Here is a 23,352-nt window from a genome sequence, read left to right on the forward strand (position 1 = left end):
GTTCGCGACTCTCGCCCGACGGAAGGAATAGTCGTTCGACGGTCTAAACCGATGAAGTCCTTGAGAAAACCCCCGAAACTCCGGGATAATGACGATAATTCACCACCGCGACCGGGATTCGCGCCTGGCCGCCGATAAAAAACGGGCGGTAAAACCGCCCGTCACAGGTTTTCAGGGGCTGTGCTTTGCCCTTAGTCCTTTGTGACCTTTTCCAGCCGGGTCGTCTGGCTGGGATGGCCCACATAGTCCTTCACGCGCGCATTCAGCACGATCGGCTCGAATCTCTCGAACATCGGCAACACTGCCGGTTTCTGGGCGACGAACATTTCCTGCATCTGGGTATAGATTGCCCCGCGCTTCTTGGCGTCGGGCTCGATCGATGCCTTTGCCGTCAGGGCCGTCAGTTCCGGAATGTCCCAGGCCGAGCGCCAGACGAAATTGCCGGCATTGTTGGCGGCCAGCGAATTGTCGGGGTTGCTGGAAAACTGCTCCATCGAGCCCAGCACATTCGGCATGTAGGCGCCGGTCTGCGGAATGAGCAGATCGAAATCCCGCGCGCGGTGGGCGGCAATCACGTCAGAGCCATTACCCTGCTGGATATTGACCTTGATGCCGATCTGGCTGAGCGAGGCCTGGATCGCGGTGGCGAGGTCGATGCGCGGCGTCTGCGCAATCGTCTTCAGATTGAGCGTAAAACCGTTCTCATAACCGGCCTCCTTCAGGAGAGCCTTCGCCTTCGGAACATCGAGCTTCCAGTCCGGGCTCGGAACGGCATATTCGAAGTTTTCCGGCACCGGCACCGTGCGCGCCCGGCCGTAAGGACCCATGATGGTCTTTTCCATGCCCTTGTAATCGATGCCATAGGCAATCGCTTCGCGGACCTTGGGGTTGGACAAAGGCTCCTTGCCGGCATTCATGGACAGGACGTAGAAGCCGCCCGTCGGCACACGCTGGATCTGGAAACCTTCCTTGTTGTTGAAGATCGCAAGGTCGGCAGCCGTCAGCGCACTGGCGATGTCGATATCGCCGCGCTCCAGCATCAGGCGTTCCACCTGGCTTTCCGGCACGTGCCGCACGATGACGCGGCGCATTTTCGGGCTGCCGGCCACATAATCCTTGTTGGCCTCGAGAATGATGATCTCATTGGGTGACCAGCGATTGAGCGTAAAGGGACCGGACCCGGCGGAATTGGTTCTCAGCCAGCCATTGCCCCAATCACCGTTGACCTCATGCGACTTGAGTTCCTTGCTGTCGACAACGCTGGCGATGACCATGGCCAGACGATAAAGAAGCAGTTCGGATGTCGTTTCACCGGAAAGATCGATGCGGACCGTTTTTTCATCCGGCGCGCTCACAAGCTTGTCGACATTATCGGCGTTATAGCCAACGCGCTTGAGGTTGGCTGCGGCCGCCTGGTTCATCTTCAACAGCCGACTGAGCGAATAGACGACGTCTGCCGATGTCACCGGATTGCCGGAAGCGAAATTGGCCTCACGAAGATGAAAGGTGATGCCCTTGTCATCCGTCTCCCAGCGTTCGGCAAGCTGCGGAGAAACCTTGCCCGAACCATCCACCGAAATCAGGCGATCATAGAGGTTGGCCATGATTTCGTTGGCTTTTGCCTCGGTGGCCTGATGGGGATCAAGCGACAGGACCTGCGCCAGCGACGTTCCGATAACCAGCTGGTCGTTCGGTGTTTTGGCCGCGACCGGGGACACCTGCACGAGCATGGCGCCCAGAACGGTGGTGAATGCGAGACGGATCAATGATTTTCTCATACCTGCTCCTCCTACAGATCGGTAATTCACATTTGGGAAAAGTCGGCGGCGCAGCAGGGCGTCGCCGGTCTAAAACGGTCAAAAGTGTTTGTTATCAAGCGCTTCGATCAAGGCGGTGATGTAGCCGTAGCAGAAGGCGAAAGCGACACCGACGGCATCGCGCCCGGCAATCGTCGGCACGTGGTCCGGCATGATCATGTAGCGATAGCCGAGTTCGTGATAGAGTTTCAGCGAACGCACCATGTCCATGTCGCCCTCATCGGGGAACGTCTCCATGAAGGAGAGTTTGCCGCCGCTGATATTGCGGAAATGGACGTTGAAAATCTTGTCGCGGCTGCCGAACCAGCGAATGATGTCATCGATCTGCTCGCGCGGATTATCGAGCATCTCGCCGATCGACCCCTGGCAGAAATTCAGACCGTGATAGGGGCTCTCGCGCATTTGCACGAATTTCTTCAGTCCCTCGACCGTGCCGAGAACGCGGGTGACCCCCCTGTAGCCCGGAGGGGTATAGGGATCATGCGGATGGCAGGCCAGGCGCACGCGGTTGCTTTCGGCCACCGGTACCACACGCTCGAGGAAATAGTCGATGCGCTCCCAGTTCTCGTCCTCAGAGAGCACGCCTGCGAGGCCCGGCGCGGCATCATGGTCCGCCTTGTCCCAGCGCCAGGCCTCGTTGAGCGAACCGCCGCGGCCGCGCTCCATTTCTGTACGCGGAATGCCGATGAGGTTGAGATTGTATTTCGCGGCAGGGATTCCAGCCCTGGCGATATTCTCGATCATCGTGCAGACCGCATCGATCTGCCGGTCGCGATCAGGCCCGGCAAGCAGGATATCGGGATACGACGCCTGCTCGATGGGCCGGGACGGCAGCGGCAATTGCACCATGTCGAGAACGAGGCCAAAGCTTTCGACCTTGTCGCGGTGGCGTTCAAAATCCTCGAAAGTCCAGCTCGCGGGCTTTCCGGGCGGATCCGCGTTGATATTCTTGACGCCGAGCTGCGCCCAAACCCTGAAATCCTCATCATCGCGCGCAGCAACCTGGGTGCCGACATACATCGATTCTCTCCTCTCTCCATGTAAGTCATCATATGACATCGCATGAAATAAGATGAGTGTCGAGATGCTATTGCGCTTCGGAGAGCAACCTGTATCGGCGCTGGCTGGCAAGCATATGTTCGCGCATGGCTTTTCGCGCCGCGTCGGGATCCTGTTCGACGATGGCGCGCAGGATTGCCTCGTGCTCGGCCTGCACTTTGCGAAGATAATTCGCGTCGCCGGTTTCCGGCAGGGTCGGGAACTGCCCGCGCGGGATCGAGCGCGAACCGAACTGACGCAGAGCCTCCAGATAAAAGCGGTTATTCGTGGCGATCGCGATGGCCGTATGAAATTCGTAATCAGCATCGACGGTGGTTTCACCCGCATCGATGGCGCGGGCCATTTTCCGGTGCGCCGCAGAGATTGCCGCCTCCTGCTGGGCCGTGCGGCGATAGGCGGCGATTGCCGCCGCCTCCCCTTCCGTCGCAAGCCGGAACTCCAGCATTTCCAGCGTTTCCGCAATGGTTCCGACTTCGGATTGCGTCAGCTTCACACCGGCCCATTCACTGGCATTACTGACGAAAACCCCCTTGCCCTGGATGGGAACAACATAGCCGGCAGAGCGCAAATCGGCGATCGCCTCGCGAACCACTGTCCGGCTCACGCCATAGCTGCGTTCGAGCTCCGGCTCCGTTGGAAGCTGATCACCGTTTTTCAGTTTTCCACTGCGAATTTCTGCGCTGAGATTATCGATGATCTGTTGTGCCCGCCTCTCCCGCGGCCTCGCCCTGTCGCCCATCATGCCACTCTTCCCTCTTGCAGAATACGAATCCCTTCGCTACTCATATGATGACATGGCTGCACGTCATATGTTTTCATGTTAACTCAGGGAGGAGTTGGGATGAAGTACCATCAAGAGTTTTTGCAATGGAGAATTGCGCGTCTGCGGCGAGCAGCGCGCAAGGGCTCCGACGCTGACGGCGTTCTCACAGGGAAGTGCGGCCAGCAATGACGGAAATCTCACTACGCGGGCTTGGACATCGTTTCCTGCAACTGATCGTCAGCCTCTTCATCCTGCTCTGCATCACCTTCATTATTGGACGTGTCATGTCGACCGATCCGGTAGGCGCGATCGTCGGCGAACTTGCGGACCCGAAGGCCTACGAGGCGATGAGGGCGCGGCTCGGCCTTGACCTGCCGCTTTACCAGCAGTTCTTCATCTATCTGCGCGGCCTGCTGCATGGCGATTTCGGCATTGCGATCCTCACCGGCAACCCGGTGACCCGCGATCTGGCGCAGGCCTTCCCCGCCACCTTCGAACTCGCCACGCTGGCGATCATCATCTCGACGGTCATCGGCGTGCCGCTCGGCCTTGCCGCCGCGCTCTTCCGCGATACCTTCATCGACAAGTTCGCACGCGTTTTTGCGCTGGTGGGGCATTCAATACCGGTCTTCTGGTTCGGCATCGTCGGACTGGTGATTTTTTACGCGAACCTCAACCTTGTCGCGGGTCCCGGCCGGGTCGACGTCTTCTACGAAGGCCTTGTGGAGCCGAAGACGGGATTGATGCTCGTCGACAGCCTGCTTGCGGGCGAGACGGAAATCTTCTGGAACGCGCTTGGACACATCATCCTGCCGGCCATTATCCTTGCCTATATGGCCATGGCCTATATCACCCGCATGACGAGGGCCTTCACCCTCGAACAGCTCAGCCAGGATTATGTCATCGCGGCACGGGCAAAGGGCGTCAGCCCCGCACGCACCATAACCCGCCATGTGCTGCCCAACATCGCCGTGCAGCTCATCACCGTTCTGGCGATCTCCTACGGCAACCTGCTGGAAGGCGCCGTTGTCACGGAGATCGTCTTTTCCTGGCCCGGCATCGGCCAGTATATGACGAATGCGCTGCTCATCGGCGACATGAATGCGATCTTGGCCGCCACGATCGTCATCGGCTTCATATTCATGCTGCTCAACTTCCTCGCCGATCTGGCTTATACAACGCTCGATCCCCGTACACGGGAGGCCGCACGATGACCGATATCGCGCATAACAATACCGTCGATCGTCCCGGCGCCCTGTCGCGCCTGTCGACCACCACCGTGCGGACACTTCGAAAGCTCGGTGACGAACCGCTTGGAATGTTCGGCTTCGCCATTCTGGCCATTCTGGTTCTGGTCGCCATTTTCGCTCCGCTGATTGCGCCTTACGATCCTGCCCGGCAGGCGCTCGAAAACGCGCTTCAGCCTCCCAGCTGGGCGCATCTGGCCGGAACCGACGAATTCGGCCGCGACATTTTCAGCCGGCTCGTCTACGGCACCCGCATCACCATCCAGACCGTTTTGTCGGTCTCGATCATCGTCGGTCCGATCGGCCTTGCCATCGGCGTGATGGCCGGTTTCTTCGGCGGGCGCACCGATGCGATCCTGATGCGCGCGACGGATATCGTGCTGTCCTTTCCCTCTCTCGTGCTGGCACTTGCCTTTGCGGCCGCCATGGGCGCCGGCCTCGGCACGGCGATCATTGCGATCTCGCTGACCGCATGGCCGCCGATTGCGCGTCTTGCCCGTGCGGAAGCGCTTGTCGTGCGCAATACCGATTATGTCGCCGCCGCCCGTCTCTACGGTGCTTCGCCGCTGCGTATCCTGTTTCTGTACATTGCGCCGATGTGCATTCCCTCGGTCATCGTTCGCCTGACGCTGAACATGGCGGGCATCATCCTGACCGCCGCTTCACTCGGCTTTCTCGGCCTCGGGGCGCAGCCGCCGCTGCCGGAATGGGGTGCGATGATCTCCAGCGGCCGCAAATTCATGCTCGATTACTGGTGGGTCGCCGTCATGCCCGGCATCGCCATCCTGCTGACGAGCCTTGCCTTCAACATCGCCGGCGATACGCTGCGCGACCTGCTGGATCCGCGCCATGCCCGTTCCTGATAGCTCTCCCATCCTCTCGGTTCGCGACCTCAATGTCCGTTTTGGGCGCAACACCATTCCCGCCGTGTCCAACGTCAATTTCGACGTCGGGCGCGAAAGGGTCGGTATCGTCGGTGAATCCGGCTCCGGAAAATCCACCACCGGCCGGGCCGCCATGCGGCTTCTGCCGAAAAGTGCCACGGTGACGGCGGAGAGGATGGATTTCCTCGGCGAACCGCTGCTCACAAAGTCAGAGCGGCAGATGGGCGCAATCCGCGGCAGCGAGATGGCGCTGATCATGCAGGACCCGCGTTATTCGCTGAACCCGGTGCTGCCCATCGGCAAACAGGTGACGGAGGCCGCCGAACTGCATCTGGCGCTGACCGGCCAGGCGGCGAGAAATGCCGCCCGCGACATGTTGCTGCGCGTGCGCATCAACGATCCCGACCGGGTCATGGCGCTTTATCCGCACCAGATATCGGGCGGCATGGGGCAGCGTGTGATGATCGCCATGATGCTGCTCGCCAAGCCGAAGCTGGTCATTGCCGACGAACCGACTTCGGCCCTTGATGTCAGCGTCCGCAAGGATGTGCTTTTGCTGCTGGACGAGATGGTTCGCGAGAATAATTCCGGCCTGATCCTCATCAGCCATGACATCCGCATGGTCGCGGCCTTCTGCGAGCGCGTGCTGGTCATGTATGGCGGGCGCGTGGTGGAAACACTGACCAAGCTGGAAGATGCACAACATCCCTATACCCGGGGGCTGATCGCGGCCATGCCCGATCCCCGCAATCCGGTGCGGCGTCTCAAGGTGCTGGATCGTCAGGCCATCGATGCGGAGGTGATGCGATGATCACGGTAGACAAGCTCGACGTCGTTTACGGCGCCAAGGAAAAACGCAACCACGTCGTGCGCGGCGTCAGCCTCACGGTCAACAAAGGTGAAACCCTTGGCATCGTCGGCGAGAGCGGCTGCGGCAAGTCGACCTTGCTGCGGTCGCTGGCCGGGCTGGAGGGCGGCTGGACCGGTTCGATCAGCTTTGACGGCAAACCGGTCGGCAAGACCCGCAGCCGCGATGAACTGAAACTGGCGCAGATGGTGTTTCAGGATCCCTACGGTTCTCTGCATCCACGCCACCGCATCGGCCGGGCGCTCGCCGAACCGATCCGCGCGATGGGGCTTGGCGACGGCTGGTCGAAGGTTCCCGCGGCCTTGCAACAGGTCGGCCTGCCCGCACATTTCGCCGAGCGCTTCCCGCATGAACTTTCCGGCGGCCAGCGCCAGCGCGTGGCAATCGCCCGCGCATTGATCCTCGAACCGCCGATCCTGCTGCTCGACGAGCCGACATCCGCGCTCGACGTCTCCATCCAGGCGGAAATCCTGAACCTGCTTGCCGACCAGCGCGAAGAACGCGATCTCACCTTCGTTCTCGTCAGCCACGACCTCGCGGTCATCGCCCATATGTGCGACCGCGTGCTGGTGATGCAGAACGGCGTTTTTGTCGACGAGTTGACCAAGGCCGATCTTGAAGCGGGCGTTACCCATGCGGCCTATTCAGGTGAGCTATTCGAAAGCAGTTTCCTGTAACGGTCACCCCACAACGGCCATATCGGGCGACCCATCCACGGCCGCCCGCCTTCTCACGTGGCGCGATTTGGGGATTTCGCCTGCGCGGCAGGGGACGAGCGACCTTTTGGGCCGATAAATTTCACGACCGACTGCCTTCAAACCACCGGAACAATGCGTTCAGCATTTGTTCTGGATTGCTGTTTGAGTCTTTGCTAATCATTGCGACAACAGGGCAGACAATGGCCGGAGATTCCGACGACTGCCATCTCTGAACAAGGTTCTCACCCGTGGGGACAGGCAGGTTATCTAAGGATTGCTGGCATGGCGGTTGCCTATCTGGAAAAGCTCAACGAACAGCAACGCAAGGCCGTGGAGCATGGCGTTGGGCTGGCAGAAGGACACACGGCCGGGCCGCTGCTGATCATCGCCGGGGCCGGTTCGGGCAAGACCAATACGCTCGCCCACCGTGTTGCGCATCTGATCGTGAATGGCGCCGACCCCCGCCGCATCCTGCTGATGACGTTTTCGAGGCGTGCCGCAACGGAAATGTCGCGGCGGGTCGAACGTATCTGCAAACACGTTATCGGGGCGAATTCGGCGATCATGACCGATGCGCTGGCATGGTCCGGTACGTTTCACGGCATCGGCGCACGCCTGTTGCGCATCTATGCCGAGCAGATCGGACTCAATATCGATTTCACCATCCATGACCGCGAAGACAGCGCCGACCTGATGAACCTTGTTCGGCACGAGCTGGGTTTTTCCAAGACCGAGAGCCGCTTTCCAACGAAGGGAACGTGTCTTGCCATCTATTCGCGCGTGGTGAACTCCCAGACGCCGCTAAAAGACATTCTCCGCCAGCATTATCCCTGGGTCGCCAACTGGGAGAGTGAACTTAAGGAACTGTTTGCAGCCTATGTCGAGGCCAAGCAGGTCCAGAATGTGCTCGATTACGACGATCTCCTGCTCTACTGGGCGCAGATGGTGAGCGACCCCATTCTGGCGGACGACATCGGTAACCGCTTCGACCATGTCATGGTCGACGAATATCAGGATACCAACCGGCTGCAGGCCTCGGTGCTGATGGCGTTGAAACCCGGCGGGCGCGGGCTGACCGTGGTGGGCGACGATGCACAATCGATCTATTCCTTCCGGGCCGCGACCGTGCGCAACATCCTCGATTTTCCGGCATGCTTCAGCCCGGCGGCCGATATCATCACGCTGGATCGCAACTATCGCTCCACGCAGCCGATCCTAGCCGCCGCCAATGGCGTGATCGATCTGGCGCGCGAACGCTTTACCAAGAACCTCTGGACCGAACGGCAATCGCTCGAGCGTCCGAAACTCGTGACAGTGAAGGACGAGACCGAACAGGCGAATTTCATCATCGACCAGATTCTCGCCAATCGCGAAACCGGCATGACACTGAAACAGCAGGCCGTGCTGTTCCGCACCTCCAGCCACAGCGGGCCGCTCGAAGTCGAACTCACCCGCCGCAATATCCCCTTCGTCAAATTCGGCGGTCTGAAGTTCCTGGACAGCGCCCATGTAAAAGACATGCTTGCCGTGCTGCGCTTTGCACAGAACCCGCGCGACCGCGTCGCCGGTTTCCGGCTGCTGCAGATGCTGCCGGGCATTGGGCCGAAGAAGGCCGGCAATATTCTCGACACGATCGCGGCGGACCCGGAGCCGCTGCTGGCCCTAGCCGAAATTCCACCGCCACCGAAGACCGGCGATGACTGGGCTGCCTTCACGCAATTGCTGGTGGGCCTGCGGCGGGGTCAAAACGGCTGGCCGGGCGAAATCGGGCTGGCGCGCCTGTGGTATGAGCCCCATCTGGAACGCATTCATGAGGATGCCGACACCCGCAAGGCCGATCTCCTGCAACTCGAGCAGATCGCCGGGGGGTATCCCTCACGCGAGCGCTTTCTGACCGAACTGACGCTCGATCCGCCCGATGCCACCAGCGATCAGGCGGGCGTGCCGCTGCTCGATGAAGACTATCTCAGCCTCTCCACCATCCATTCGGCAAAGGGCCAGGAATGGCGCTCCGTCTTCATCCTGAATGTGGTCGATGGCTGCATCCCCTCCGATCTCGGGGTCGGCACCACGCAGGAACTGGAGGAAGAGCGCCGGCTGCTTTATGTGGCCATGACACGCGCCAAGGACAGCCTGTCGCTTATCACCCCCCAACGCTTCTTCACCGGCGGCCAGAACCAGCAGGGCGACCGGCATGTTTACGCCGCAAGAACCCGCTTCATACCGGCGACATTGCTGCAATTTTTCGAGACGGCCACGTGGCCATTGGTTTCGGCTGCCGCATCGGAACGCAGCGCGCAGCAGATCCGCATAGACGTGGGTGCGCGCATGCGCGCCATGTGGAAATAAAACGCGGGGCATTCACCCCGCTCTCATGACTGGCGACTGTTTTCCGTTCGACGCGGTTGTCAGAATTTCACGCTGGCCGTCAGGCTGACATTAAAGGGCTCGCCTACGGCATTGGCATAGCTGGTGGAGCCGATGGACGAGGTGTAATAGGTCTTGTCGAAGATGTTCTTCAGATTGAGCTGCAGCGTCACCGGCTTTTCGAACTGAAGCGTATAGGTGGCGAAGGCGTCGAAGACCGCATAGCCCGGCAGATTATAGGAATTGTCGTTGATACCGGCGCGCTCACCCACCGCCCGGACGCCTCCGCCGATGCGCAACGTATTGCCGTTCGGACCGACCTCGCCGACATCATAGGCAAGGAAGAGCGAGCCGGTGTGGCGCGCCACATTCGGCAGGCGTTTGCCGGCATAGGTGGGATCTTCAAGCACGAGCGCATCCGTATAGGCATAGCTTGCTATGAGATCGAGATCGTCGGTCAGGCTGCCGGCAATATCGACCTCGACACCGCGCGAACGGACGAGCCCGGCCGCCTTCACCGTGGAGACGCCGCCGACATCTTCCGAATAGGCGACATTACGTTTGCGGGCGTTGAACAGGGCGATATTGGCGTTCAGCCCGGCGAAGAGATCGAACTTGGCGCCCACTTCGTAGGAAATTCCCTCTTCCGGATCGAGCCCCCCATAATAGGCGCCGATGGATGATTGCGGGCGGAAGGTTTTGGCCACATTGGCGTAAAGCGAGGCATTCGGAGTGAGCTTGTAGACGAGGCCGGCATTCGGAATGAGCTCGCCGCCATCCTTCTCGGTATTGACGACGAAGGGACGGCCCTTGCCGGCATAGATGTCGTAATACTGGTAACGCAAACCGCCGACTGCGATCCACTGATCGTTAAGATGGATGGCGTCCTGCATATAGATCGAGGCGGTGGAAAGCTCTTCGGTCTGGTCGCTGTCAACGGCCCTTACCGTTGTGCAGACCGGCAAGCGGCTATAAACCAGATTGTTGATGTTGAAATTTGTGGAATTCGCGCATCGCAGCATGTCGGTGCGCAGGGTGTCGCTGTAATCATAGGACATACCGAACAGCAGGTTGTTGCGCAGCCCGCCGATTTCGGCCTCGCCCGTCAGATCCGCCCGGACCGCGTGATTGTAGATCGTCGAATATTGCGTCGCATCGGCCCGTCGCGTCACCTGTCCGGTGCGGGAATTATAGCCCATCACGCGCGCCTGATTGTCCGAATATTCGTTGCGGCTATAGGCGTAGTTCAGCGACAGCTTCCAGTCGTCGGATAGTTGCCGGTCTATGGCAATGCTCGCCAAATCGGATTTGCCATCGGTGATGTTATAAGCTTCATCAAGGCGCAGGCGGCGGCTGACATTGATGGCCCTGCCGGTCGCCAGATCGAAGATCGTGCCGCGATCGAACGGCACGCTGTAATCCTCATGCATATAGGAAACCGTGATATCGGTATCCTCGCCGCTCCATTTCAGCGACGGTGCGATGAGCCAGTTCTTCTTCTCACCGAAATTACGCCAGTAATCGCTGTTTTCCCCCTCGCCGATCAGGCGATAGGAAAAATCCGTGCCCGCAATCGGGCCGGTCACATCGAAACCGCCTGATGTGCCGTATTTGCCCACCCCATAAGCGGAAAAGCGCGAATAGGCCTCTGCCGTGAACGTGTCTTCCGGCTTCTTCGTCACGACATTCACCATGCCGCCGGGATCGAGAATGCCGTAAAGCGTGGAGGCAGGGCCCTTCAGCACTTCCACTCGCTCGACCGTATCGTTGAAGGAATGCGGCAATGCCGTCTTCAGCCCGTTGACGAGGATGGAGCCGTCGCGATTATCGCCGAAACCGCGGCGGATGACGGCATCCTGCGTACCGCCCAGCGTATTTGCTTGGGTGACGCCGCTGACATTGGCCAGCGCTTCGTCCAGCGAGCGCGCCTGCTGGTCGCGCAACACCTCACCCGTCACCACATTGACCGATTGCGGAATGTCGAGGATCGGCGTTTCGGTGCGTGTCGCCGTGCCCGTCGTTATCGGCTGATAACCGCGCGCTCCTTTTTTGACATCGGCATTGACGGTTATGGTTTCGAGCACGGTCGTCCCGTCGGTATTCTTCTTCGGCGTTGCACTCTCCTGCGCAAAAGCAGGCAGGGCGACCCCGGCCAGAAGAAACGCCAGCAGCACCCGCGAGCGCACCCCAATGATCATCGAACCGTCATGCATCCTGTCTTGTCCCCGACTGTCCCAAATCGTCATCGCGACGATGCACCGCTCTTTCAATTGATGAATGTAGTAGTCAACTTTATTTCCGCATCAACGGGGCAAAACCTCGGCACCGAGGGGTGCATTCGTGCCTCCGCGCGTGTCATTTAAGCCCATGACAGCCGCTTTTTGTTCAAATCGACCGGCAAAAACCGCATTTTTGAACGCTATATACTTGACTACTACAGTCATCAATAATTCTGGTGGCAACGCATTCAGACGGGGACGAATTTGAACAACGGCATGAGACCCATAAGCACGGATACAGGCCTTGCGGCGCAGGCAATCGAGCTTGCCTATGGCGACACGCCGGTGCTTGCGGATATGTCCATCGATGTCGCGCCGAACCGCTTCACCGTCCTGCTTGGGCCGAACGGTTCTGGAAAATCCACGCTTCTTTCAGCACTTGCCCGCCTGCACCGGCCCGCACGCGGCCGTATTCTTCTCAACGGCAACGATATCTTCCGCCACCCGACACGGGATGTGGCAAAGAAACTCGGCATGCTGGCGCAGCAGAACCATACGCCGGAAGGGCTTTCGGTTTTCGATCTCGTCTCCCGGGGCCGTTACCCGCATCAGGGATTTCTGAAGCAATGGAGTGAGGAAGACGCCCGCGCGGTGGAAGAGGCGCTTTCCGTGACCGGCATGTCCGAACTGGCGGAACGAGCGGTCGACAACCTCTCCGGCGGCCAGCGCCAGCGCGCCTGGATCGCCATGGCGCTGGCACAGCAGACGGATATCATTCTTCTCGACGAGCCGACAACCTTCCTGGATCTGCACCACCAGATAGAGGTGCTGGACACGCTGGCGGGCCTCGTCACCCTCCACAACCGCACGATCGTCGCGGTGCTGCACGACATCAATCTTGCCCTGCAATATGCTGATCACCTGATTTTTCTGAAGGACGGGCGGCTGCGGCACCGGCTGGAAACGGCGGCAGCCTGCGATGCCGGCATCATTGCCGATGTATTCGACATGGCAGTTGCCCAGCTCACGCATCCGGTCACGGCGCGGCCGGTATTTCTTCCCCTGCCCGGACGGGCCGGCGCGGCATGACCCCCAGCAATACCAACACAAGCACCCTTGCCCTTAGAGAGCGAGCCTATGGGCGCACGCTCGCGGCAGCACTTCTCCTGCTGCTCGCCATGCTGCTTCTGGTGCTGGCGCATATGGCCACCGGCCCACGTCCCGTTGCGCCACATGTTCTGCACGACCTGATATTTGCCCATGACGCCCGCAATTTCGACCAGCAGGTTTTGATGCGCCTGCGCCTGCCGCGTCTTTTGGCGGCACTGCAGGCCGGGGCCTGCCTTGGAATAGCGGGGCTTCTGCTCCAGACCCTGCTTCGAAATCCGCTCGGCGAGCCGCATATTCTCGGGTTGAATGCCGGGGCAAGCCTCGCTGTCGTTCTGGCGACAGTGCTGTCGCTTGGGCTGATCGCAACGCCGCTGTTCCGCCCATTGCTGGCGGCGACGGGCGCGGGTATCAGCTTCTCGCTCGTGCTTCTCCTCGCTCTCGCCGGGCGGCAGGGGCTGACGCCGGCAAAACTTGTCTTTTGCGGCATTGCGCTTTCCACGCTTGCCGCAACCCTCACCTCCGCCATCCTCATTCTCAATGAAGAAACATTGCAGCAGATGCGTTTCTGGCTGGTGGGCGATACGGCCGGCGTGTCGATGGCAACCATCGCCGCCGCCCTGCCCGCGGCCATGGTGGCGCTCATCCTCGCTTTGGCCGTCGCGCCCCGACTCGATCTTCTGGGGCTGGGCGACAGCACGGCCGCAACGCTCGGCGTGCCGGTCCGTGCAACCAGGCTTCTGGCGCTTGTCTCCATCTCGCTGTTCTGCGGCGCGGCCATCGCCGTCGTCGGTCCCATCGGCTTCGTCGGTCTGGTGGTGCCGCCGCTCGTCGCGCGTCTGAAAACGGGACGGCTGCTGCTTGCCATACCCATCGCAGCACTCGGCGGCGCGGTTCTGCTGATCGCCGCCGATCTCGCCGCCCGCCTGATCCTCCTGCCGAGAGAATTGCCCACGGGCGCGATGACCGGCCTTGTCGGCGCGCCGGTCTTCCTCTGGCTGGTGCGCAGGGTGCTGAAATGAACCGCTACCAAGCCCTGAGACTGGGACGTTTTTCCCTTCGCTTCATGCCGCTCAGGCTCGCCATTCTGCTGGCACTCGCCCTTTTGCTTGTGTTCGTCGCCGTATGGTCGCTCACCGCCGGCAGCCAGCACATTCCCGCCTCCGCGTTTTGGTCCCTATTGACTGCCACGGACACCAATCCCGCCATGGCCGACGCCGTGGTTCTCGACTTCCGGCTATCGCGTCTGGCGCTTGCAATGGTGGCCGGTGCCATGCTCGGCATTGCCGGCGCCATCATGCAGGCCACCACCCGCAACGGCCTTGCCGATCCCGGCCTGCTCGGCGTGCGGGAAGGCGCATCCCTTGCCGTCCTGGGTTGCCTGTTCCTGCTGCCTTCCCTGCCGGTAACATTACGCCCCGTCGCGGGTATTGCAGGCGGGATGGCAAGTGCCGCAATCGTCCTGACGTTTTCCGGCGCGACCTCGCGTCTGCGCTTCGTGCTGACCGGCATCGGCTTTTCATGGTTTTTATCGGCTTTGCTGCTTATCCTCATGGCATCGCTCGATATTCGCAATTTGCAGACGGCGATGATCTGGATGGCCGGCAACCTGCAGGGCGCAAGCTGGACAGCGGTTTCAATCCTCTCTTTCATCCTCGTCATCGCCCTTGGCCTTCTCGCCCTGACCGCCCGCGCCGCCGACATGCAGGCCCTCGGCGATCATGCCGCGACGGCGCTTGGCGTTCATACGCGCCTGCTGTCGGCGCTGCATGTTGCGCTTGCGGTCACCCTCACCGCATCCTGCGTGTCTTTTACCGGCAGCATCGGTTTTGTCGGGCTGATCGGCCCGCATATCGCCCGGCTCCTGCTGCCGGGCGGTTCCTGTCTTGGGCTTACGCTCGGCGCGGGCCTGACCGGGGCAACGCTGGTAGCGGCTGCCGACACCATCGCCCGAACCGCCTTTTCACCGCTGGAACTGCCGACCGGCCTCGTTCTTTCCGCCGTCGGCGCACCCACGCTTCTTGCCCTTCTCCGGTTTCACCGGCATCGCCTATAGGTTTCCCCATGCGCAAAACCCTTCTCGCTCTTCTTTCCGCCGCGTGCCTGTTCCTCGGCACAGCCATGGCACCTGCCGAAGAGCCTCTCCGCACCTTTACCGACGATCTCGGCCGCAACGTTTCCATTCCGGTAAAACCGAAACGTATCGTGACACTTCACGATATCGACCTCACCATTCCGCTGATCGAACTGGGCGTGACGCCGGTGGGCAGCCACGGCCGCATGGGAGCGGACGGCAAACGCTATCTGCGCTCCAGCGCCATTCTGACGGGTGTTGATTTCGACAATAGCGACATCGCCTATATCGGCTCCATCAATGCCGATCTGGAGGCGATCGTTGCCCTCAAACCCGATCTCATCGTGACCGAACCTGACCGCCCCACCCCGATCGAAAAGCTGGAACAGATCGCCCCCACCGTCGCCATCGACAATACCAAGGACGGCGCGCCGCATATTTACAAGGTGCTGGCCGAGCTGACCGGCACACAGGCGCGTCTTGCCGTACTGGACCGGCGCTACCGTGCGCAGATCGAGGCGCTGAAGACGTCGGTCGATACCGGCGCCATCACCGTTTCGGTGTTCCAGCCGCTCAATGGCAAGATCAGTGTCTACCACACCTATCGGGCGCTCGGGCGTGTGCTGCGGGACGCGGGGTTTCGTTTCCCCACCATCATCGACGCCATTCCGGATGGCGACCGTATCGAGATCAGCGCCGAACGGCTGCCGGAACTCGATGCCGATATCATCTTCGATCCCTATCGCTCCGATACCGGCGCTTCGCCTCAGGCGGAAATCGACATGATGGAAGCCGTGATGCCGGGCTTCTGCAACTTTCTTGAGGCCTGCCGCAACGACCGTTACCTCCTCCTGCCGCGCGAGGAGGCGATTTCCAACTCCTATGCCGCGCTCAGCCTCATGGTCTCCGCTATCCAGTCCCATTTGACGGTGCGGCCAGCGCACGAAAAGTGACGGTAACGACCACTACGGACAAAAGCGCTTGCCTCTCGGCTTGGCGCGCTGCTAATTCGTGAAGAAGAGTAGAAAACTCAGCTTCACGGAAGAATCCATGCCGGCTGGCGAAACGCACATATCAAGGCTTCGGCGCACCGACCGTTTCGGCGAGCAGCTGCGCAAACGCCGCGACCGCCTGTCGCCAGGCCTGCTTGCCGTTGCCGAATATATTGACGGCCACCGTCATGCCGTTCTCGCCAAATCGGCGTTGGAAATCGGCTTCGAGACCAATACATCCGATGCGACCGTCATCCGCGCCATACAGGCGCTCGGTTTTCAGGGGCTGGTCGATCTCAAGGAAACGCTTGAGGCCTATCTGGGCGTGACGGATTCGCCCGTCGAAAAAATGGCTGCCACGACAAAATCCATATCCGGCAACTGCGATGCAGCGATAGATTTCGTGCTCGACAATCAGAAGAACACGCTGGAGATGCTTTCAAGCGTGGAAAACCGCGAAGCCATGGCGGCGGCCGTGCGGCTTCTCTCGCAAGCGCGCGGCATCGGCGTGCTCGGCATCGGCGCCTCCGGCATCATCGCCACCTATGCCGCAAGGCTGTTCCAACGCTCGGGCGTCCATTCCTATGCGCTCAACGCCACCGGCATCGCGCTTGCCGAACAGTTGCTCGAGCTTGGAAACGGCCACGTCCTCATCATGCTCCTGCACGGCCGCGCCCACCGCGAAGCCCAGACCGCCATAGCCGAAGCCGGCCGCCTCGACATCCCGGTCATCATGCTGCTCGGCCAGGAAGACAGCGTGCTCAAAAAACACGCCAACGCCAGCCTCTTCCTGCCTCGCGCCAAAAACGAAGGCGTGGCGCTCCACGCCCCCACCTTCATCGCCATGGAAACCATGGCCCTTGCCCTCTCCGCGGCCTGCCCTGACCGCAGCCTAGAGACGCTGGAGCGGCTGGTGGAACTGAGGACGTCGATCAGGCCGCATAAGCGGACCTAATCCTTCTTCGATCGGTGACATCGGGAACCCAACGTTTGAGGTTCCGGCAGTTGCGTCAAAAGCGCAAACGCGCATATCTATCTACCGAACTCGGATAAAAGTGGAGATAGCCCAAATGACAACAAAGCGCTGCGATGTCCTACCACTAATAAATCGAGAGCATATATGAAAGATAAGGTTGTTCCTATTCTTCTCGCAGGTGGCGTTGGGTCTCGCCTTTGGCCGGTGTCCAGAGACAATCTACCTAAGCAATTCCAGTCCCTCGCGGGATCAGTTTCAACTTACCAAGAAACGTTGAAACTAGTGGCCGATGCGAACATTTATCGCTCGCCCTTTATCGTTACCAACGAGCGCTTGGGAACGCTGGCAAAAACTCAAGCGGAAGCAGTTGAGCAACAGGTCAGTATTGTGCTCGAGCCTGCGCAACGGGACAGCGCCGCGGCGGTCGCAGTCGCAGCACTCGTAGTCGAGGAGCACGCACCTGGTTCAATCGTTCTTGTGCTAGCAACAGATCACATCATCTGGGACGAAGAAAGATTCTCCGATTGTGTCGTGTCTGGCATTGACGCGGCAAGATCAGGAAAAATCGTGGTCTTCGGACTTGAGCCGGCTGAACCGCGGACAAACTACGCCTACATCAAACCCGGACAATCCCTCGAGGGATTTGCAGACGTTGCGCGCGTCGAGGCATTCGTTGAAAAACCCAACGCCGAACTCGCCCTAGACTACATGCGGAAGGGCTTTTTGTGGAATTCCGGCAACTACCTGTTCAGGTCAGACGTAATTATATCCGAATTTGGCAAATATGCTCCGGACATTCTAACGTCCGCCAGAAATTCATTGCAAAAATCAAAGTATGATGGTGAATTCATTCAAATTGACAAAGTACAATTCGAGTCATCCCCAAAAAAATCACTGGATGTTGCTTTAATAGAGCATTCAAATGCCGTCGCTGTGGTTACTGGCAGATTTCGTTGGTCGGATATAGGATCCTGGGACACAATTTGGACAGCGCTACCCAAAGACGAAAACGGAAATGTAGTGATGGGAACCGCGACAGTCCATGACTCGGCAGGATGCCTCATACATTCACAAGGAGTACACACCTCTATAATAGGTCTCGAGGACATAATCACGATTTCAACGCCGGACGAGGTATTGGTGGTAGCCAAAGATAGAGCCCAGGACGTCAAACAGCTTGTGGACAAATTGAAGGAAAAATCACCGATTAAATAGCAGATGCATCCAAACGCATCAAAGCATGTTATGGCGGTTTTTTCTATATGGAGAATATCGCTCCGTGTGCCCAAGTTTTTAAAGAGAAAAGAACAGGCGCAAATTTTCTGCCCGTAGGGACCGAGCTCTTCTGTTTCCCCTACGCGTGTCAGTGCGGAGTAGAATGACGTGACGTCTAGAAGGAGTGGTTAGTGCTGATATCTTATGCGCAGAACGGTGAAGATATTCTACTGTGGAGAGCATTGAATCAAATTGCCGTAGGCTTCTATGTCGACGTCGGAGCGAACGATCCGGAAGAGGATTCCGTTACCAAGCTTTTTTATGACAAGGGTTGGCGAGGAATCAATATCGAGCCCTCCTCCGAGGTTTTTGGCCGTTTGAATGCAGCTCGACCACGCGATATCAACCTACAATGTCTTGTCGGCGCGGAAGATAGTGAGCAGACGTTTTATGAAACGACGACAAGGGGATGGGGAACTTCTGCAAGTGACGTGGGAGAAGAATATGTCGGTCGGGGTTTGGCGAAGCGGGTTACACTGCAACAAAGATCACTAAATTCTATACTTTCGGATTACTGGGATCGCGAAATTCATTTTCTGAAAATAGACGTGGAAGGGGCCGAGGGCGAGGTTTTGCAGGGCCTCGACTTGCGACGTTTCAAGCCCTGGGTACTCGTTGTCGAAGCCTTGGACCCTATCTTTCATCTTCCGAGAACAGAGGGATGGGAGGAAAACGTTCTTTCTCACGGGTATAAGAAAGTTTTCTTCGACGGGCTCAACAATTATTATCTGCACGAAACTCATTCCGACCTAGAGCAATCTCTGTCGACACCAGCGAATGTTCTGGACAACTACCAGATAAGCTCTCTGTCCAAATGGATTTCCAAATCCCAATCGCAAGACGAAGAAATCAGAAGTCTGACTTCACGTCTGGACGCAGGGATCATCGAAAATTCTCAATTGACCGCGGAAAATTCACGGCTAACCGAAAAGGCCGATCAACTAAATGCGTTGATTTCCAACCACAGAACTGATTTCTCCGGCGATGTGCCGGAAAAAACCGTCCGCCTTAAAATAGCAATCCCCGACACTGAGGGAGAGGGCGACACAAAGCTCTACGTCACCGTTCATAGAGAAAATGGCATCGTTGGTGTCGAGCCGATCAAATTCAAGCTTCGTGATATCTGGCCGCGATCCGTTAAACGTGCTGTCCATGCGACATGGGATCCCTTCCGAGATTCCATTCGCCAAGGGAAAATCATTCCCAGCCGCAAAATCTGGCCAGCACCGCTCAAAAGCGCTTTTCACGCAACTTGGGACCCAGCGAGAGATTTTATTCGTTACGGACGATACAACCGTGTTCTAGTCTCAAGCCGTAAAATCTGGCCACGACCGGTCAAACATGCGTTTCATGCAACATGGGATCCAATAAGAGATTTCGTGCGTGATGGGCAATTGGATGAAGTACTCGTTACCAGCCGTAAAATTTGGCCTCGACCAATCAAGCGCGCCTTCCATGCTGCCTGGGATCCGATAAAAAAACATCTGAAAAAATCGGCTGTAGAAAAGACGGTGGCGGTGGCAACTATACGCCGCTCGAGGACTCTCAAATCGATAACCCAACGAAATGAAGCCGTCATTTTTCTATTTGTAGGCCAAACGGTAAACTGCAACATCAATACTGGCGTTCAGCGTGTTGTGCGTGGCCTGGCATCCGGCCTTATCCGGGCAGGAAAAACCATTCGGTTCATCAAGTGGGATGAAGCGACCGCTCAATGCGTCCTCATCAATCGGCAAGAACGAGAAACCCTCGCGCTTTGGGAAGGCCCGCCGATCACATCCTCTGAAGAAACATTCTATGAAAGAGACAGCCAGACGATCGTCCTCTTGAATGAAACAGAGTTTCAGCAAGGATGGTTGATCATACCTGAAGTGTTGCATTTGCACACTGATGAGGACTTGGCGCTTAACATCACGTTCTGGGCGCATCGTAACAACCTTAAGGTCGGCTCAATCTTCTACGATGCGATACCGTTGAAAAGTCCAGAATGGGCACACATTGCGCCGGCGCATCAACGATATATGTCTCACTTGCGCCTGTCCGACGCCGTTTGGCCTATCTCCAACTGGTCAGGAACCGATCTTCTCGCGTTCTGGGAAACCTATGACAAGGCAGACGCCGGCACGCTTCCAGTGTGCGAACCATTGGCTTTGCCGGGGTCGTCTTCGAGCCATGTCCGGGTATCGGACCGCTCGCCGTCGGATGAACCGTTGATCGCGTGCATCGGTACGATTGAACCCAGAAAAAACCAGCTTGCCCTGGTTGAAGCTTTTCGCACATACAAACAACAGAACCCGGAAAGTCCCTGGAGACTTGTCCTCGTTGGTAATCTCCATCCTCTATGCGCCCCGCAAATCAACGCGGCTGTGAAGGACGGAATTATTGAGCACCATGGGCATGTCTCGGAACATGCTCTTTCGGAACTGTACTCCAAATGTGCATTCACAGTGTTCCCCTCGAAAGAGGAAGGCTTTGGCTTGCCTATTCTGGAAAGTCTCTGGTATGGCAAGCCCTGTATATGCGCTAATTTCGGTGCTATGGCTGAAGTAGCGCAGGGAGGAGGCTGTGTAACCATCGACGTTACCAGCCCGAAGAAGATAGGCGGCGCCCTTAAGAAGCTTATTGAAAATCAGGAGCTTCGGCAAAAACTCGTAGATGAGGCCGTCAGCCGGGAAATTTCCAACTGGGACCAATACGCAGCGGGTATTCTGAACAACATAGCACGCTTTGCTGTTCCGTGGGCCCAAAGAGGCAAGGTGTTTTTCTGGGTCGACTCGACAGTCTCATTCCCCAAAAACACCGGAATACAACGCGTTACACGACAGCTTGCGCGTGCTCTTTGTGAAAATGGAGCCGATGTCGTGCCGGTAAAATGGGATGTCACAGCCAGAAAATTCATACCTGCAAATGCTGACGACCTGACGCATCTGGCTGAGTGGAACGGCCCCAAAGTCGGTGACTGGGGGGAATGGGAAGAGCCGCAGGGAGTGGAATACGGCTGGTTCATCATGCCCGAATTGCCGCTAAACTTCTCACCCGACGATCAGATGGCTATTCTAAAAACCGCGCAAAACGGCGGATTGAAAGCAGCCGCAGTTTTTTATGACGCAATCCCGTGGAAAATGACGGAGATCTACCCGGAGCACTATGCCCAGGCCCACGCCGCATACATGAGGGTACTGGCGGCATATGACGCCGTTCTCCCGATTTCAAATCATAGCGCGCAGGATTTTCTATCGTTTCTGGGGGCAGACATGGAACGCCCATCCGGGATAGATTTCCGGGTGCGCCCAATATTGCTGCCAAATGAATTCCCGGAAACGCCCCGTGTGAAACAGGTTGTGCCTCCGCAAACATCCGCGGACGGAAGCCTGACCATTTTGAGCGTCGGAACCATAGAACCGCGGAAAAACCATCTCAAACTTGTTGAAGCCTTTAAACTGGCTCGAACGCGCGCGCCCTGCCCCCTCCGGCTCGTTATAGTTGGGCGTGAGGATACGAGTACCTACGGCGACAAGTTCAGAGAAGCGATCGATGGTCAAACGGATATTGTCTGGGATCAGGATGCCAACGATCAAAAGTTGCACCAGCTTCTGACCGAGTGTGACTTTACAGTGTATCCTTCGATTGAAGAAGGCTATGGCCTTCCCATTGTTGAAAGCCTTTGGCTCGGAAAGCCCTGCATATGTGCCAATTCCGGCGCGATGGCTGAGGTGGCCAATGCAGGATGCTTGACAGTGGATGTCAGCGACGCGCGGAAAATTGCCGACGCAATCGTCGAAATGTGTGACCCTGAGACGAGAGACAGGCTTACAACCGAAGCAATCACTTCACCTGTCACGAGCTGGAGAGATTATGCATTCAATGTAGCAAAACAACTCGCTGACATATGCATACCTCCATCCCTGGCTGAAGCCTCTGATGCCCGCGAAATTTCGAAGCGGACCAGCGCTATGCTTTTGAAGCCGCGCCCCAAGCTTTCAATTTGCATAAGCACATATAACAGGGCGGAATGGCTGGCGGTCAACCTCAAGAACTGGGCTCGGCTCTACCCTGAGCCTCTGAAGGGTGTTGAATTCTTTGTCTGCGACAACACCTCAACCGATCACACACCCGAAGTGGTGCAGCCCTATCTGTCTCGGCCCGACTTTACCTATCGCCGCAACCCCGAAAATGTGGGCATGCTCGGTAATCTTCGCGTTACGGCAAACCACGCTAACGGTGAATACATCTGGATTCTCGGCGACGACGATCTGATATATCCCGATGCCGTAGAGCGAGTTCTCGCTGCAATTGATAAAGAGCCAGATATCGGGCTCGTCTATCTAAATTATGCCTATACGCATCTCGAAGACGCACGAAAAATTACAGATTTTGAAGAGTTTTTCCAAAACTCGACGCCAATTGTGCCGCCAGAGGATGACAGGATCGGACTGATCAAGGATATTTGTACGCGTAATGAAAATTTCTTTACCGCCATTTACACCTTGGTTTTCCGACGGGATCACGCAATCAATGCGTACTCGCAAAACACCGATGGCAGACCATTCTCGACCATGTTGACAGCTATTCCGACCACTTTTTATGTCCTTAATCACATGATGGATACAAAAGGTGTGTGGTTGGGAAAACCGGCACTCGTCGTTAATCTCAACGTTTCGTGGATGAAATATGCGCCCCTATGGATTCTTGAGCGCATCCCGGAAGTTTACGAAGTAGCAGAATGGAGAGGTGCAGATAGCGGCGAGATGGATCGCTGGCGAATCCATACTCTTCCAGGAGCAAAACACTTTTTTACAGAAATCCTCACGAATGACCCACTTGACAACGGGGCATATTTCGATCCACAGCGCTTTGTTAGGCGTTTCAAGCACTTACAAGAATTCAAACAGATGCGTGCAGAATTGGTTGAAACCTATACAACCGCATCTTCCAACAATGTACCGTGTGCATCCAAGCCCGTTTCCACGGTATTTGCACACAATATCAGAAATGCATGAAGGAGC

General features: G+C 57.8%; 16 protein-coding genes. 12 read left to right on the top strand and 4 right to left on the bottom strand.

The genetic code is table 11. The features are described 5' to 3' along the window. Positions 1-191: 191 nt before the first annotated feature. From QD336_RS15070 to QD336_RS15080, 3 genes are all read right to left on the bottom strand, one after another. Positions 192-1,730 (bottom strand): ABC transporter substrate-binding protein, encoded by a 1,539-nt coding sequence (locus QD336_RS15070; RefSeq protein WP_269343519.1) that lies wholly within the window; start codon positions 1,728-1,730, stop codon positions 192-194. Positions 1,731-1,856: 126 nt separating this feature from the next. After that, a complete protein-coding gene (locus QD336_RS15075) occupies positions 1,857-2,837 on the bottom strand; it encodes a mannonate dehydratase (protein WP_499171225.1) in 981 nt (326 codons plus the stop codon). A 67-nt stretch (positions 2,838-2,904) separates the two neighbouring features. Beyond that, positions 2,905-3,618, bottom strand: coding sequence for a FadR/GntR family transcriptional regulator (locus QD336_RS15080; RefSeq protein ID WP_269343259.1), 714 nt, complete (start codon positions 3,616-3,618; stop codon positions 2,905-2,907). 206 nt (positions 3,619-3,824) lie between these two features. Here QD336_RS15080 and QD336_RS15085 point away from each other — a divergent pair, with 206 nt between their 5' ends. From QD336_RS15085 to QD336_RS15105, 5 genes are all read left to right on the top strand, one after another. Then, positions 3,825-4,853, top strand: a complete 1,029-nt coding sequence (locus QD336_RS15085; protein WP_499171226.1) for an ABC transporter permease — start codon at positions 3,825-3,827, stop codon at positions 4,851-4,853. Next, positions 4,850-5,749 (top strand): ABC transporter permease, encoded by a 900-nt coding sequence (locus QD336_RS15090; protein ID WP_400815613.1) that lies wholly within the window; start codon positions 4,850-4,852, stop codon positions 5,747-5,749. The genes QD336_RS15085 and QD336_RS15090 overlap by 4 nt, the downstream gene beginning before the upstream one ends. After that, positions 5,736-6,581, top strand: a complete 846-nt coding sequence (locus QD336_RS15095) for an ABC transporter ATP-binding protein (protein ID WP_499171227.1) — start codon at positions 5,736-5,738, stop codon at positions 6,579-6,581. Before QD336_RS15090 ends, QD336_RS15095 begins: the two co-directional genes overlap by 14 nt. After that, on the top strand, positions 6,578-7,315 hold the full coding sequence (locus tag QD336_RS15100) for an ABC transporter ATP-binding protein (RefSeq protein WP_499171228.1): 738 nt from the start codon (positions 6,578-6,580) through the stop codon (positions 7,313-7,315). The genes QD336_RS15095 and QD336_RS15100 overlap by 4 nt, the downstream gene beginning before the upstream one ends. 303 nt (positions 7,316-7,618) lie before the next feature. Beyond that, positions 7,619-9,685: an ATP-dependent helicase gene (locus QD336_RS15105; protein WP_499171229.1), complete on the top strand. Its 2,067-nt coding sequence runs from the start codon at positions 7,619-7,621 to the stop codon at positions 9,683-9,685. Positions 9,686-9,744: 59 nt separating this feature from the next. On the opposite strand, the gene QD336_RS15110 is transcribed toward QD336_RS15105, so the two are convergent. Beyond that, positions 9,745-11,916 (bottom strand): TonB-dependent siderophore receptor, encoded by a 2,172-nt coding sequence (locus tag QD336_RS15110; RefSeq protein WP_499171230.1) that lies wholly within the window; start codon positions 11,914-11,916, stop codon positions 9,745-9,747. 282 nt (positions 11,917-12,198) lie between these two features. Here QD336_RS15110 and QD336_RS15115 point away from each other — a divergent pair, with 282 nt between their 5' ends. From QD336_RS15115 to QD336_RS15145, 7 genes are all read left to right on the top strand, one after another. Further along, positions 12,199-13,011 (top strand): ABC transporter ATP-binding protein, encoded by an 813-nt coding sequence (locus tag QD336_RS15115; protein WP_499171231.1) that lies wholly within the window; start codon positions 12,199-12,201, stop codon positions 13,009-13,011. Next, the gene (locus QD336_RS15120) at positions 13,008-14,051 is read left to right on the top strand and encodes a FecCD family ABC transporter permease (RefSeq protein WP_499171232.1); all 1,044 of its coding nucleotides are present in this window, start codon (positions 13,008-13,010) and stop codon (positions 14,049-14,051) included. Before QD336_RS15115 ends, QD336_RS15120 begins: the two co-directional genes overlap by 4 nt. Beyond that, complete coding sequence (locus QD336_RS15125; protein WP_499171233.1) at positions 14,048-15,085, top strand: FecCD family ABC transporter permease; 1,038 nt, start codon at positions 14,048-14,050, stop codon at positions 15,083-15,085. The genes QD336_RS15120 and QD336_RS15125 overlap by 4 nt, the downstream gene beginning before the upstream one ends. 8 nt (positions 15,086-15,093) lie before the next feature. Further along, positions 15,094-16,056, top strand: a complete 963-nt coding sequence (locus QD336_RS15130; RefSeq protein ID WP_499171234.1) for an ABC transporter substrate-binding protein — start codon at positions 15,094-15,096, stop codon at positions 16,054-16,056. Positions 16,057-16,153: 97 nt separating this feature from the next. After that, complete coding sequence (locus QD336_RS15135; protein WP_499171235.1) at positions 16,154-17,050, top strand: MurR/RpiR family transcriptional regulator; 897 nt, start codon at positions 16,154-16,156, stop codon at positions 17,048-17,050. A gap of 165 nt (positions 17,051-17,215) precedes the next feature. Continuing rightward, the gene (locus QD336_RS15140; protein ID WP_499171236.1) at positions 17,216-18,286 is read left to right on the top strand and encodes a mannose-1-phosphate guanylyltransferase/mannose-6-phosphate isomerase; all 1,071 of its coding nucleotides are present in this window, start codon (positions 17,216-17,218) and stop codon (positions 18,284-18,286) included. Positions 18,287-18,477: 191 nt separating this feature from the next. Then, positions 18,478-23,346, top strand: coding sequence for an FkbM family methyltransferase (locus QD336_RS15145; protein WP_499171237.1), 4,869 nt, complete (start codon positions 18,478-18,480; stop codon positions 23,344-23,346). Positions 23,347-23,352: the final 6 nt, after the last annotated feature.

Origin of the sequence: Rhizobium sp. BR 250, from assembly GCF_047445855.1 — a bacterium.
Classification (GTDB): domain Bacteria; phylum Pseudomonadota; class Alphaproteobacteria; order Rhizobiales; family Rhizobiaceae; genus Agrobacterium; species Agrobacterium tumefaciens_I.